Below are 13,644 nucleotides of genomic sequence, written 5' to 3' on the forward strand. Positions count from 1 at the left end.
TTCAAATGCCTCCAATCCTGATGGTCGACCTGCGTGAGATCGTGGTTTGCGGCATCGCAAGGCTGGGCAACAGATTCCAGATCGGCAGGTTGCTGGCATCGTACTGGATCGACACGACGAACTGATTTCCGTCGGCCGTGCTGTCCGTCGCCTGATACGTCAGCTTGCCGGAATCGACGAACGGGTATCCACTGGCGTTATTTTTGACGAAGCCCGCCACCAGCGCTTGGCGCTCGGTCTGGTTCAATCCGGCAATTGCAGTGCGGGCGGCATCGGCGGCGATTTGCTGCAAGGAGTTGCTTGCACCAAAATAGATACCATATGCAACCATTCCGAGTACCAGCAGGATGAAAATCGGCGAAAGCAGGGCGAATTCGACCGCGGAAGTTCCGGATTCGTCTCTGATTTCGCGTAGATTTGCCCTTATTTGAGGTGCTATCTTACGCTTCAACGCGACAGTTTTACTGTCTATCTTGTTCATTGCCCTTGCCCACTGGAACATAAGGTCGACGTGCAGAACCCATCGAAGTTTGTAACCCTTGGTTGCCTAAGAACGGATTAAGACATTCCGGCAAACTGAAGTGATCGGCCAGATTATTTTCCCCGAGGTGAGCGGTTCCGGGCGAGGAAACCCAGCCAAGCTCATGGTTTCGATTAATGATTGGCCGGTTGCAAAGCGACTGTCCCGGCGCCTTACTTTGGGTTACCCCGAGAGTCTGTTGAAATAAAAAATCTCCACGTTACTGTTTGGCCACCAGCTACCGGAAAGGGAACCGGCTGCGCGCTCGAAAGGAACCAACCAATCGGTTTCGGGGCGTCAACACTTAGAGACGTGGCTGAAGGGCGACGTCATTAGGGAGAACTCCATGCTGAAACACATGCTGAAGGCGACGGTATTCGCCACGACCATGGTCTTGGCCGCCGGTGCGTTCTACACGCCGGCTTTCGCCGAAGTCGTCTATAACAGAGGCACCGCCGCCGAATCGGAGTCGGTCGACCCGCACAAGACCTCGACGGTCTATGAAGCCAACGTCTTGCGTGACCTGTTCCAGGGGCTGACCATGCAAGACCAGAAGGCCAACCTCATTCCGGGCGCAGCCGAGAGCTGGACGGTATCGGACGACGGCACCGTCTACACCTTCAAGCTGCGCAAGGATGGGCTCTGGTCGGACGGCAGCCCGGTGACCGCCAATGACTTCGTCTATGCTTTCCAGCGGCTTGAAGACCCAGCCACCGGCGCCGAATACGCTTCGATGCTCTATCCGGTGAAGAATGCCGAAGAGGTCAACACCAAGAAGGCCAAGCCGGAGGAGATGGGCGTCAAGGCGATCGACGCAAATACGCTGGAAGTGACGCTGAAGGCGCCGACGCCGTATTTCCTGGAGATGCTGACCCACCAGGCGACCTATCCGGTCAACAAGGCTTCCATCGAAAAGCTCGGCGCCGACTGGATCAAGCCTGGCAATTTGGTTTCCAACGGCGCTTACACGCTGGCCGAGTGGGTTCCCAACGATCACATGAAATTGGTCAAGAATTCAAAATTCTGGGACGCTGCAAACGTCAAGATCGATGTCGTCAACTACATCCCGACCGAAGATCGCTCGTCGGCGATGAAGCGCTTCGAGGCCGGTGAACTCGACAGCTATGACGATCTCCCGACTGAACAGCTCGCCGACCTCAAGACCAAATTTGGCGATCAGATCCACGTCGGGCCATACCTCGGCACCTACTACTATGCGATCAAGACCGACAAGGCGCCGTGGGATAATGTCGAGCTACGCACCGCCATCTCGATGGCGATAGATCGCGATTTCATCGCCGAAAAGGTCTGGCAGAATTCGATGCTGCCCGGCTATTCGATGGTGCCTCCGGGGATCGAGGGCTACACGCCGGCAATGGCTAAATACGCCGACATGTCGCAGATCGACCGCGAGGACGCTGCCAAGAAGATCCTCGAGAAACTCGGCTATACGCCTGAGCATCCGCTGAAAATGCAGATCCGCTACAACACTTCGGAGAACCACAAGAACACAGCGGTCGCCATTCAGGAACAGCTGAAGCCGCTTGGCGTCGAGATCACACTCCTCAATACCGACACCAAGACCCACTACTCCTTCCTCGAGCAGAAGGGCGACTATGACGTGGCGCGCGCTGCCTGGATCGCCGACTACAAGGATCCCGAAACCTTCCTCGGCATCTCCCGCAAGGCCAGCGGCAACAACTATTCGGTCTACAACAGCCCGCAATACGAAGCGGCGATGGACAAGGCGGCCGCCGCCGGCGGCAAGCCGGAAGAGCGGATGAAGGAACTCGCTGAAGCCGAGCGCATCCTCATCGACGAGGTCGGCAATATTCCGATCCTCTACTATAGCTATCACGACATTGTTTCGTCGAAGCTTCACGGCTTCGTCGACAATGTGATGGACGTGCATCCGTCCCGCTTCATCTCCAAGGATTGATCCTTGGCCAAACCGCCGCCTCGTTCGGGGCAGCGGTTCTGGTTGCCGGCGTATGACCACGAAAGTCAGAATCGAGTTTCGCTGGCGATCATGCGCAAATCAAAGTGCTGTGGCGTCTTTGCCTGTCCAAAAGGACGCGCGGCACGATAGGCAAGCGGGGCACCGATGCTGCGTTACGTATTCCGGCGGCTTCTGACCGCCATTCCGACGCTGTTCGTCATCGTGACCATGGCGTTCTTCCTGATACGCGTCGCGCCGGGCGGCCCGTTCAACCAGGAGCGGGGCCTGAGCCCCGAGATCAGGGCCAATCTCGAAGCTCAGTTCGGCCTCAACGATCCGCTCTGGTTGCAGTACGTCCACTATCTCGGCAATCTTCTGCGCGGCAATTTCGGCCCCAGCTACAACATGCCGGATTTCACCGTCGGCGAGTTGTTCAAGGAGGGCCTGCCGATCTCAATCCAGCTCGGCGCTTCGGCGCTCATTCTGGCGCTGCTCCTCGGCAGCGTGCTCGGCACTGTTGCCGCGCTCAACCAGAACAAGCTTGCCGACTATTCGGTGATCGCGCTGGCGACCGCCGGCAGCACCATTCCGACCTTCGTCATCGCCCCGGTAATCCAGCTTGTATTCGGATTGACCTGGAAGCTCCTGCCGATCGGTGGCTGGGGCGATGGAGCCCTTATCAACAAGATCGGCCCGGTACTGACGCTCGCTCTGCCGCAGATCGCCATCGTTGCCCGCCTGATGCGCGGCTCGATGATCGAATCGCTGCAATCGCATCACATCCGCACCGCGCGCGCTCTCGGCCTGTCCGGCTGGTCAGTCGTCGTCAAGCATGCGCTGCGCGGCGCCATCCTCCCGATCGTCTCCTTCACCGGTCCGGCAGCTGCAGCCCTTCTCACAGGCTCGATCATCGTCGAGACCATCTTCTCTATCCCGGGCATCGGCCGCCATTTTGTCGTTGCCGCGCTCAACCGCGACTACACACTGGTGATGGGGACGGTGGTGGTCATCGCGCTCTTCACCATTGTCTTCAACCTGATCGTCGACGTCCTCTATGGGGTCGTCGATCCGAGGGTGCGCTATGACTGATATCGCAGTTGCCGCACCGGTCGTCGGCCGATCTCTGTGGGGTGACGCCTGGGCGCGCCTCAAGGCCAATCGCGCGGCCATGTTCAGTCTCTATTATCTTGCTTTCATTGCCCTCATCAGCGTGTTCGGTCCCTGGTTCGTGCCGCATCAATACACAACCATCTATGCCGACTATGTCCGCACGCCGCCGAGCTTCTCCGCCTATCCGAAGATCGACATGATCGAAGGCGCTCTCGATGAGGCGATCAGGCGCATGCGCGTCGACATCAAGGATTGGCGGCAGGAAGGCGATCGTATCTTCGTCACCGTCAGGTCGTCCAAGCCGATCGACGACCGCAACATCCGCTACCTTGATCGTTCCGATACCTTCGACGGCACAAAGATCGAGAGCAAATCGCCGGATGGTCTCGAAATGGTGATGAGTGCATCGATCAAGCAGCAATATTTCCTGTTTGGCACCGACAACACCGGCCGAGATCTGTTGTCGCGAACGCTGATGGCCGGGCGCATATCGCTGGCCATCGGCCTGCTTGCCGGCGTTGTGGCCGTGGTCATCGGCGTGCTCTACGGCGCCACTGCCGGCCTTGCCGGCGGCAGGGTCGACGAGGTGATGATGCGTATCGTCGACGTGCTCTATTCTTTGCCGTTCATCTTCTTCGTCATCATGCTGGTGGTGTTTTTCGGCAGGAACTTCGTGCTGATGTTCCTGGCCGTCGGCGCGGTGCTGTGGCTCGACATGGCGCGCATCGTGCGCGGACAGGCGCTGTCGATCCGCAGGCAGGAATATGTCCAGGCGGCGGAGGCGATGGGCGTCGGCCAGCGCGGCATTCTGCTGCGCCACGTCATCCCCAATTTGCTCGGGCCGGTGGTGATCTACATGACGCTGCTGGTGCCGCAAGTCATCATCCTAGAGAGTTTTTTGTCGTTCCTCGGGCTTGGCGTCCAGGAGCCGATGACCAGCTGGGGCGTGCTGATCTCGGTCGGCGCCCAGAACATCGGCTCGGCCAACTGGTTGCTTTTGTTTCCGGCCTTCTTTCTCGTCTCGACGTTGTTCGCGTTGAATTTCGTCGGCGACGGGCTGCGCGACGCGCTCGACCCCAGGGATCGTTGAGATGGCTGCTTCCGAAACGATCCTCAGCGTCAAGGACCTTCGCGTCCGCTTCCGCACCCTCGACGGCGCGGTGGAGGCGGTGAAGGGCATCAACATCCACGTCAAATCAGGCGAGAGCGTTGCCGTCGTCGGCGAATCCGGCTCAGGCAAGAGCCAGACCATGATGGCGGCGATGAGCCTGCTGGCCTCGAACGGCGAGGCCACCGGGACCGTCGACTACCGCGGCCGCAACCTTTTGACGCTGAGCAAGCCCGAGCTCAACAAGATCCGCGGCCGCAAGATCAGCATGATCTTCCAGGAGCCAATGACTTCGCTCGACCCGCTCTATTCGATAGGCAACCAGCTGATCGAGCCGATCCGCAAGCATCGTGGACTTGGCGCCACCGAGGCACGCGAAGAGGCACTCAAACTTTTGCGGCTGGTCCATATTCCCGATCCGGAGCGGCGGATGAAATCCTACCCGCACGAGATGTCGGGCGGTCAGCGCCAGCGCGTCATGATCGCCATGGCGCTGGCCAACGACCCCGACATATTGATTGCCGACGAGCCGACGACGGCGCTCGACGTGACCATCCAGGCGCAGATCCTCATGCTGCTCGCCGAATTGCAACGCAAGCTCGGCATGGCGATCGTCTTCATCACCCACGATCTCGGCATTGTCAGGCGCTTTGCTGACCGGGTCTATGTGATGCGTTACGGCGAGGTGGTCGAGGAGGGCGAGGCGGAAGCGATCTTCGCCAACCCGCAGCACGCCTACACCAAGATGCTGCTCGCCGCCGAGCCGACCGGCACCAAGGCGCCGCCGCCTCCGAATGCCCCCATCCTGCTCGAAGGCAGGAACGTCGAAGTGACCTTCAAGATCGGCGGCGGCTTTCTTGGCGGAGAACCGCTGATATTGCGCGCCGTCGATCGCGTTTCGATCCGGCTGAAGCGCAACCAGACCATCGGCATCGTCGGCGAATCCGGTTCGGGAAAGTCGACGCTCGGCCGCGCCTTGCTGCGGCTCCTGCCCAGCGACGGCATCATCCGGCTTGGCGACCGCGACATCTCCCACGCCGACCGCCAGGCGATGCGGCCGCTGCGGCGCGAATTGCAGCTGGTCTTCCAGGACCCGTTCGGCTCGCTGTCGCCGCGCATGACCGTCGGCCAGATCATCACCGAAGGGCTACTGGTCCACGAGCCCAATTTGTCGGGCAGGCAGCGTGATCTCCGCGCGGTAGAGGCCTTGCTCGAAGTCGGGCTCGACCCCAACACGCGCAACCGCTATCCGCACGAATTCTCCGGTGGTCAGCGGCAGCGCATCGCCATTGCGCGTGCCATGATCCTGAAGCCGAAAGTGGTGGTGCTGGACGAGCCGACCTCGGCGCTGGACCGCTCCGTGCAGAAGCAGATCGTCGAATTGCTGCGCAAGCTGCAGGCCGACCACGAGCTGTCCTATCTGTTCATCAGCCATGACCTCGCCGTCGTGCGCGCCATGGCCGACTACATCATTGTCATGAAGCAGGGCAAGATCGTTGAAGAGGGGCCGGCCGAGGCGATCTTCAGCAATCCGCAAGCCACCTACACCCAGACGCTGATGGCCGCGGCTATCGACGTGACGCGGTTTCGCCTGAGCGCATAGCGCGATTGGTCAGAACTACAGCGGATGGGGGTTGTTTCGGGAACAAAAACAGCTAAGCCGCTGTTTTTTCTGGTCGGAGTGGCAGGATTTCAGCCTGCGTTCCCAGCGGCCAAACGAGTGTTGCTCACCGGCCGTTCAATAGTATCAGTCACTTACACGCGTCGTCTCACCCTTTTTTCCGGTTCACACTGAGCGAAAAACAGTGTTTTCGGGCGCTTTCTGGGCGAAAGGTTCGGCGCTACGCTTTGGAAATCGGGATGGCGACCATAGGTCTTTTCCAACTGCTTGACGGTCGTGCCAACATTGTCGGCGACCTACCAGATGTCGACGCCGCGCTGCATCAGCCAGGCGATGTAGGTGTAGCGAAGTACATCCGGGACGACATCGTCGCCCAGCCCGGCTGCCACGCGGCAGGTGCGGAACGCCTTCTCAATTCGCTTGATAGGTTCGCCGAGGCTGCCATGGACGACCGGCCCGTGATCCCGATCAATATGCTTCCATCGGCGCATATGGGCAATCAGCCGTGGCGGCAGCTGCTCCAGCAGCCGCCGTTTCTTGCTCTCTCTTGCGCGATGGAATTTGCGATGGAGCACGCCGCGCTGAAGGTCTGGCCAGCTTCCGCTGATCTCGGCATTCCAATTGAGCTGCAGGATCGAACGATGCCGGCCGCCGGTATAGAGGCCGATGATGACAAAGCGGCAGAGATGAGCGTACTGCCCATGCTTCCGGCGCAGCCGCAAGGCCGCGCGCAGCAGTCCCGCCGCTTCCTGGCGCGTCAGCCAGCGTTCGCGCTCTGCTGGTTTGTCTGGCAAGGTGACGGACGGCTTCGGATCGAGACCGTATTCCCTGGCATAGAAGTTGATCGCCGAGCGGAGATCCTCAAGATCGCGACGTGGGCCTGACGTAAAGTCCTTGTCCTGCCACGGCGGCAGTCTCGCACTGCGGGTCGCCATTGCGGCGGCGTTGAGTTTGACGACGCGCTCGCGCTCTACCCGGTTGCGCTCGCGCGAACGGTGCTCGACATAAGCGCGGCAGCGGTCGCTATTGATGCTGGCGACCGGTTCGGTGCCGAAGAATTCGTTCAGAAAACGGATCCTGGCGAGAAATTCCTTGCGACCGGCAATCTTGGCCTGGCGCGCATCGACATAGGCGGCGAGGATGTCACAGACTGTCAGGCTACGGGCGTCGGTCCGGCAGACCGGCGGCTGGTATTTGCCGGCGATGGCAGGCCCGAGTGGGGTGCGCAGCATACCTGCACCGCTGGACACCGCTCCCTTGCTGGCGTGATGACGGGTCGTCACGATGGCCCCTTTTTCTCGCTGTGAACTGGTTCGTCTTGCGGCCGGGGATGAATAAAAGAGGCAGGAACACCGGTTTTGCAACAAGCAAACTGGGCGATGGTGCGGCGACGTGCAGAGACTTGCGAGATGCGGTGCAGGAGTCGCACCGGCTTGGCTATCCCTCCGGCAAAGAGTTTGGCGAGTTCGGGGAGGGGTGACTCACTGCCGCACCGATATGATGGCCACGGGCCATCCCATGTTGCGCTTGCAGCTGAGGTGTTGATCCCCATGCCGGCCTTCGCGGGGCGATTTGGCATTCCGAAGCGGATTGAGGATTCCGATGCCTTGGAAATCCCTCCCGTTGTCGGTGACGACGAGCATCCGCTCGCCTCGGCAATGGCCGCGATCCGAGCCACTGCGGGCAACCCCTTGGCCTCTCCTCGGCCAAACCTTCCTTCTGGTCGAATGCAAGGCGGCGACTTGCAAAGAGAGCCTGTAGGCTCTCCGGGCCGTGAACCATGTCTCCGGGTCGGACATGTTTTTTCTGGTCGGAGTGGCAGGATTTGAACCTGCGACCCCATCGTCCCGAACGATGTGCGCTACCAGGCTGCGCTACACTCCGTGACCAGACCGCGGGCTTATAGCCGCCGCGTTTGGTTCCTGCAAGCGCCAATGGCAGCGCTTCCGTCGCATTTCTTTCGCTTTCGCCGCAACGTCATACAGGTTTCAGTTTCCTGTCGCACAAACACAGCTTAAAGGCTTCCTGGCAGGTAACCGTCCACTTGCCTCGAAACATTGATTCAGCCGCTTGGAGTTCGCAGTCTTGTCGATGAAGATCGTTAGCCATGCCAGACCAAACACATTCGAGTTCGAAACCTCGGCGTTGATCAAGCCGTCCGGGTTTCGCGAATATGATGCACGCTGGTGGTTCGGCCATCCGGGCTCGAACGAGCCGCCGGAACTCAATCTGATCGGCGTCCAGGCGCTCGGCATGGGGCTCGGCACGCTGATCCGGCGCCTGGGTGCCGGACCCGACATCGTCACCGGCCATGATTTCCGCGCCTATTCGCTTGCCATCAAGCTGGCGCTGGTTTCCGGGCTGATGGCCGCCGGCGCGCGGGTCAAGGATGTCGGGCTGGCCTTGTCGCCGATGGCCTATTTCGCCCAGTTCGCGCTCGACACGCCGTCCGTCGCCATGGTCACCGCCTCGCATAACGAGAATGGCTGGACCGGCGTCAAGATGGGCGCGGCGCGTCCGCTGACCTTCGGTCCCGAGGAGATGAGCGCGCTGAAGGCGATCGTGCTGTCAGGCGATTTCGACCTTGTCGGTGGCGGCTCCTACGCCTTTGTTCCCGATTTCCGCAAAACCTACCTTGACGATCTGACCAACGGAAAACGCATATCGAGAAAGCTCAAGGTGGTGGCTGCCTGCGGCAACGGAACCGCCGGCGCTTTCGCCCCCGAAGCGCTGGCGCGGATCGGCTGCGAGGTGATCCCGCTCGACGTCGAGCTCGATCATACGTTTCCCAATTACAATCCCAACCCCGAAGACATGCAGATGCTGCACGCCATTCGCGACAAGGTGCTGGAAACGGGCGCCGATGTCGGGCTCGGTTTCGACGGCGATGGCGACCGTTGCGGCGTGGTCGACAATGAAGGCAACGAGATCTTCGCCGACAAGGTCGGCGTCATGCTCGCGCGCGACATCTCGCACCTCTATCCCGGCTCGACTTTCGTCGTCGACGTCAAGTCGACCGGATTGTTCATGACCGATAAGGTGCTGCGGGAAAATGGCGCGGTCACCGACTATTGGAAGACCGGACACTCCTATATCAAGCGGCGCGTCGCCGAACTCGGCGCCGCCGCCGGTTTTGAGAAATCGGGCCACTTCTTTTTCAATCCTCCGATCGGCCGCGGCTATGACGATGGCCTGGTCACGGCCATCGCCATTTGCCAGATGCTGGACCGCAGCCCGCAAAGCAGCATGGCCGACCTCTACCGCGATCTGCCGCTGACCTTCGGCACGCCGACCATGTCGCCACATTGCGCCGACGAGCTCAAATACGGTGTCGTCGAGCGGGTCGCTGGCGATTTTCGCGAGATGAAGGACGAGGGCGCGGTCTTCGCCGGCCAAAAGATCGCCGAGCTGATCACCGTCAACGGCGTCAGGGTCGTGGCGGAGGATGGTACCTGGGGGCTGGTGCGGGCATCATCGAACAAGCCGGAGCTTGTGGTGGTGGTGGAGAGCCCGGTATCGTCCGAGCGGCGCCGGCAGATGTTCGAAGCCGTCGATGCGGTGCTGCGCCGCAGCCCCGAAGTCGGCGCCTACAATCAGACCTTTTGAATGCGGGCTTGTTTTCATGACCGAACGGATCGTCAGTTTTGTGATGAGCGGCGGCGTCGGCTCGCGACTATGGCCGCTGTCGCGCGAGGACAATCCCAAGCAGTTCCATGATTTCTCGGGCGATGGTTCGATGCTGGCCAAGACGCTGCGCCGGCTGACCGCGCGGCCGGAAGGCGAAACGCCGGTTTTTCTGATTGCCTCGGAAAGGCACGCCGACCGCGTTCATGCCGATATTGCCGGCCACGAGCTTTCCGGCGGCGGCCCGTTGTTCGAGCCGACCGGACGCAACACTGCCGCGGCCGTTGCCTTGGCAAGCCTGCGCACGCTGTCGGAATTCGGCGACAGCCTGGTGCTGGTGGTGCCGTCCGACCATGAGATTGCGACCGCGCAGCAATTCTGGCGGAGCGTCGAGGCCGGCACTGCGGCGGCGCGCGAGGGCAGGCTGGTGGTGTTCGGCATCAAGCCCGCGCAACCCGAGACCGGCTATGGCTACATCGAGGTGGCCGGCGAGCGGGATGGCATCTACGACGTCTCGCGTTTCGTCGAAAAACCCGATCTCGCGACCGCGCAGAGCTATCTCGAGGCCGGCAATTTCTACTGGAACACCGGCATTTTCCTGTTTCGCGCCAGCGCCATGCGCGATGCATTCATGGCTTTCCAGCCCGATATCTGGAGCGCCACCGAGGCTGCCTACCAGGCGGCGACATCAGATCTTTCCGGCCTCTATATGCCTCTGGAGCTCTATGCCGCCATCCCGTCGACATCGATCGACTACGCGATCATGGAGCGCGCCAGCGGCATTGCCATGGTGCCGGCCGGCTTTCGCTGGAACGATCTCGGTTCCTGGCAGTCGCTGCTCGACGTCGGGCCCTCCGACACGCAGGGCAACGTCATCGTCGGCGACGTCGTCGCCATCGACTGCGAGAACTCCTATATCCGCAGCGACGGCCGCCTGCTGTCGGCCATCGGGATGAAGGACGTCGCCATCGTGTCGACCGCCGACGCCACTTTCGTGGCTCCGGTCAGCCACAGCCAGAACGTCAAGAAGATCGTCGAACAGCTCGAAAAGAGCGGCCGCCTGGAAACCAGGTTCACGCCCGCCGACGATCGCGTCATCGAAAGCGGCGCCTGGCAGCGCCGCGTGCACCACTGGCTGTTCGAGGAGACGGTGCCGCTGTGGTCGACTGTCGGCGTTGACGAACGCCATGGCGGGTTCCACGAAGCGCTCGGCTTCGACGCCACCCCGCTGATGAAACCCAAGCGCATGCGCACGCAGGCCAGGCAGATCTACGCCTTCGCCGTCGCCAAGGCGCGTGGCTGGAACGGCCCGGCCGATCGGTTGATCAGCCACGGCATCGAATTCATGGCGAGGAACGGCCGCACCGACAATGGCGGCTGGGTGCGCACGCTCAACATCGACGGCACCGTCGCCGACGCTGCGGAGGATGCCTACGACCATTCCTGCGTGCTTCTGGCGCTGGCGCATGCCCATATGTGCGGCAATCCGGACGCATTGCGGCTTGGCGAGGAAACCTTTGCGTTCCTCGACGCGCATCTCGAGGACCAACGCCTGACCGGTTTTCTCGAGACCTCGAGCGGCGAGGGCGAGCGCCGCTCCAACCCGCACATGCATCTGCTCGAGGCGTTCCTGGCCTGGCATCAGGCGACGGGCGAGCGCGCCCATCTCCGCCGCGCCGCGCGCATCGTCGATCTGTTCCGCAGCCATTTCTTCGATCCTGAGAGCTGGACGCTTGGCGAGTATTTCGACCATGAATGGCGGCCGGCTCCCGGCGAGAAAGGCACCTGGACGGAACCAGGCCATCATTTCGAATGGGCCTCGCTGCTGGTCGACTTCGCCGGCCGCAGCGGCCAGAGCGGCTTGACCGGCCTCGCCAGGAAACTCTACGCGTCGGCGATCGCCAATGGCCTCAACCGCGCCACCGGCCTCGCCTACGGCGCTGTCTCGCGGCAAGGCCTGCCGCTCGACCGCGTCTCGCGCAGCTGGCCGCAGGCCGAAGCGATCAAGGCGGCGATCGCGCTGGACGGTTCGGGCGGTCCCGACCTGAAGCCGGAGATCGAGGCTCGGGTCGGCCGGTTGTTCCGCTGGCACATCAATCCGGCACCGCTCGGCCTGTGGATCGACCGCATCGACGAGCGTGGCCGTTCGCTGGCAAACGAGGTGCCGGCCAGCATCTTCTACCATCTGGTCTGCGCGCTGACGCAATATCTGGACGGCACGGCCCGCAAGGATCAGTACGGGCTGGCGACGTCCCCGGTCTCGACATAGACCGACTTCAGCTGTGAATAGAGTGCCAGTGCCGCCAGCGAATTCTCGCGGCCGATGCCGGACTGCTTGAAGCCGCCAAAGGGGATCTCGACCGGCGTCAGATTGTAGGCATTGATCCAGCAGGTGCCGGCCTGCAGCTCGGCGATGACGCGGTGGGCGCGCTGCAGGTCGCGCGTGAACACGCCGGCAGCGAGGCCGAATTCGGTGTCGTTGGCGCGCTCGACCACCTCGTCCTCGCCGTCGAATTTCAGCACGCTCATCACCGGCCCGAAAATCTCCTCGCGGGCGATGCGCATCGTGTCGGTGACACCTGTGAACACAGTCGGCTCGACGAAGAAACCGCCCTGGAAGCCCTGCAGCGAAGGCACGTTGCCGCCGCAGGCGAGCACGGCACCATCCTGCCTGCCGGCCTCGATGTAGGAGACGACCTTGTCGTGCTGCGCCTTCGAGACCAGCGGCCCCATCTGCGTTTCCTGGTCGAGCGGATCGCCGATACGGATCTTCTTGGTCCGCTCGGTCAGCCTTTCGACGAAACGGTCATGGATGCTGCTCTGCACGAAGACCCGCGTGCCGTTGGAGCAGATCTGGCCGGTCGAATAGAAATTGCCGAGCATGGCGCCGCCGATGGCATTTTCGAGATCGGCATCGTCGAAGACGATCAGCGGCGACTTGCCGCCAAGCTCCATCGTCGCGTTCTTCATCTTCGAGCCGGCGAGCGACAGCACCTTGCGGCCGGTCGGCACCGAGCCAGTCACCGAGACCTTGGCGACGACATCGTGGCCGACAAGGCCGGCGCCGACATCGCCAAAACCTTGCACGACGTTGAACAGCCCATCGGGCAGGCCGGCCTCGGTGTAGATTTCAGCGAGCGCCAGTGCTGAAAGTGGCGTGTTCTCCGACGGCTTGAACACCATGGCATTGCCCATCGCGAGGGCCGGTGCGGATTTCCAGCCGGCGATCTGGATCGGGTAGTTCCAGGCGCCGATGCCGACGCAGACGCCGAGCGCCTCGCGCCTGGTATAGGCAAAGGGACCGCCGAGATCGACGGCCTCGCCATTAAAGGCGGCGACCGCACCGCCGAAATATTCGAGGCAATCGGCGGCCGACGGGGCGTCTGCGACCAGTGTTTCCTGGATCGGCTTACCGGTGTCGAGGGTCTCGATGCGCGCCAAATCGGCATTGCGGGCGCGCAAAATGTCGGCGGCGCGGCGCAGGATACGGCCGCGTTCGACCGGCTTCAGCCGCGCCCAGGCGGGTTGTGCCGCACGCGCGGCCTCGATAGCGAGCTCCAGCACGTTCGGTGTCGCCGAGCGCAGCATGGCGATGGTCTCGCCGGTCGCCGGATAGATGACCGGCAGCGGCGCGCCGCGCTCGTCCTCGATATAGCGGCCGTTGACATAGTGCGATGCCGTTGGCTGGGCGCGCATGGCTGTTCTCCAAATCGTCTATCGCG

10 protein-coding genes and 1 tRNA gene are annotated in these 13,644 nt (G+C 61.9%); 6 read left to right on the forward strand and 5 right to left on the reverse strand.

The window, feature by feature from the left end; translation table 11 throughout:
* Position 1: 1 nt before the first annotated feature.
* Positions 2–481, reverse strand: coding sequence for a TadE/TadG family type IV pilus assembly protein (locus tag NKJ94_RS13570; RefSeq protein ID WP_352525602.1), 480 nt, complete (start codon positions 479–481; stop codon positions 2–4).
* Positions 482–866: 385 nt separating this feature from the next.
* Here NKJ94_RS13570 and NKJ94_RS13575 point away from each other — a divergent pair, with 385 nt between their 5' ends.
* The 4 genes from NKJ94_RS13575 (at position 867) to NKJ94_RS13590 (ending at position 6,280) form a co-directional block, all read left to right on the forward strand.
* Entirely contained in the window at positions 867–2,459 is a 1,593-nt protein-coding gene (locus NKJ94_RS13575) for a peptide ABC transporter substrate-binding protein (RefSeq protein WP_352525603.1), read from the forward strand.
* Between the two features lie 165 nt (positions 2,460–2,624).
* Positions 2,625–3,548 carry an ABC transporter permease subunit gene (locus tag NKJ94_RS13580; RefSeq protein WP_352525605.1) on the forward strand — a complete coding sequence of 308 codons (924 nt, stop codon included), beginning with the start codon at positions 2,625–2,627 and terminating at the stop codon, positions 3,546–3,548.
* Entirely contained in the window at positions 3,541–4,659 is a 1,119-nt protein-coding gene (locus tag NKJ94_RS13585; RefSeq protein WP_352525606.1) for an ABC transporter permease, read from the forward strand. Before NKJ94_RS13580 ends, NKJ94_RS13585 begins: the two co-directional genes overlap by 8 nt.
* Before the next feature lies 1 nt (position 4,660).
* Positions 4,661–6,280, forward strand: a complete 1,620-nt coding sequence (locus tag NKJ94_RS13590; protein ID WP_352525607.1) for an ABC transporter ATP-binding protein — start codon at positions 4,661–4,663, stop codon at positions 6,278–6,280.
* Between the two features lie 314 nt (positions 6,281–6,594).
* On the opposite strand, the gene NKJ94_RS13595 is transcribed toward NKJ94_RS13590, so the two are convergent.
* The 3 genes from NKJ94_RS13595 to NKJ94_RS13605 form a co-directional block, all read right to left on the reverse strand.
* Positions 6,595–7,581 (reverse strand): site-specific integrase, encoded by a 987-nt coding sequence (locus tag NKJ94_RS13595; RefSeq protein WP_352525608.1) that lies wholly within the window; start codon positions 7,579–7,581, stop codon positions 6,595–6,597.
* 198 nt (positions 7,582–7,779) lie between these two features.
* Positions 7,780–7,941 (reverse strand): hypothetical protein, encoded by a 162-nt coding sequence (locus NKJ94_RS13600; RefSeq protein ID WP_352525609.1) that lies wholly within the window; start codon positions 7,939–7,941, stop codon positions 7,780–7,782.
* Between the two features lie 164 nt (positions 7,942–8,105).
* A tRNA-Pro gene (locus tag NKJ94_RS13605) sits at positions 8,106–8,182 on the reverse strand.
* Positions 8,183–8,389: 207 nt separating this feature from the next.
* Here NKJ94_RS13605 and NKJ94_RS13610 point away from each other — a divergent pair.
* Positions 8,390–9,904 carry a phosphomannomutase/phosphoglucomutase gene (locus NKJ94_RS13610; RefSeq protein ID WP_502900667.1) on the forward strand — a complete coding sequence of 505 codons (1,515 nt, stop codon included), beginning with the start codon at positions 8,390–8,392 and terminating at the stop codon, positions 9,902–9,904.
* A 16-nt stretch (positions 9,905–9,920) separates the two neighbouring features.
* Positions 9,921–12,191, forward strand: coding sequence for an AGE family epimerase/isomerase (locus NKJ94_RS13615; RefSeq protein WP_352525612.1), 2,271 nt, complete (start codon positions 9,921–9,923; stop codon positions 12,189–12,191).
* On the opposite strand, the gene betB is transcribed toward NKJ94_RS13615, so the two are convergent.
* Positions 12,155–13,618, reverse strand: coding sequence for a betaine-aldehyde dehydrogenase (gene betB, locus NKJ94_RS13620; RefSeq protein ID WP_352525613.1), 1,464 nt, complete (start codon positions 13,616–13,618; stop codon positions 12,155–12,157). The genes NKJ94_RS13615 and betB overlap by 37 nt on opposite strands.
* Between the last annotated feature and the right edge of the window lie 26 nt (positions 13,619–13,644).

It is taken from the genome of Mesorhizobium sp. M0060, from assembly GCF_040323155.1.
Taxonomy (GTDB): domain Bacteria; phylum Pseudomonadota; class Alphaproteobacteria; order Rhizobiales; family Rhizobiaceae; genus Mesorhizobium.

Excerpts from the sequence above, each read along its gene's own strand:
- NKJ94_RS13570 (WP_352525602.1), bottom strand. The coding sequence starts at position 481 with ATGAACAAGATAGACAGTAAAACTGTCGCGTTGAAGCGTAAGATAGCA.
- NKJ94_RS13580 (WP_352525605.1), top strand. The coding sequence starts at position 2,625 with ATGCTGCGTTACGTATTCCGGCGGCTTCTGACCGCCATTCCGACGCTG.
- NKJ94_RS13585 (WP_352525606.1), top strand. The coding sequence starts at position 3,541 with ATGACTGATATCGCAGTTGCCGCACCGGTCGTCGGCCGATCTCTGTGG.
- NKJ94_RS13610 (WP_502900667.1), top strand. The coding sequence starts at position 8,390 with ATGAAGATCGTTAGCCATGCCAGACCAAACACATTCGAGTTCGAAACC.
- NKJ94_RS13575 (WP_352525603.1), top strand. The coding sequence starts at position 867 with ATGCTGAAACACATGCTGAAGGCGACGGTATTCGCCACGACCATGGTC.
- betB (WP_352525613.1), bottom strand. The coding sequence starts at position 13,618 with ATGCGCGCCCAGCCAACGGCATCGCACTATGTCAACGGCCGCTATATC.
- NKJ94_RS13600 (WP_352525609.1), bottom strand. The coding sequence starts at position 7,941 with ATGCTCGTCGTCACCGACAACGGGAGGGATTTCCAAGGCATCGGAATC.
- NKJ94_RS13615 (WP_352525612.1), top strand. The coding sequence starts at position 9,921 with ATGACCGAACGGATCGTCAGTTTTGTGATGAGCGGCGGCGTCGGCTCG.
- NKJ94_RS13590 (WP_352525607.1), top strand. The coding sequence starts at position 4,661 with ATGGCTGCTTCCGAAACGATCCTCAGCGTCAAGGACCTTCGCGTCCGC.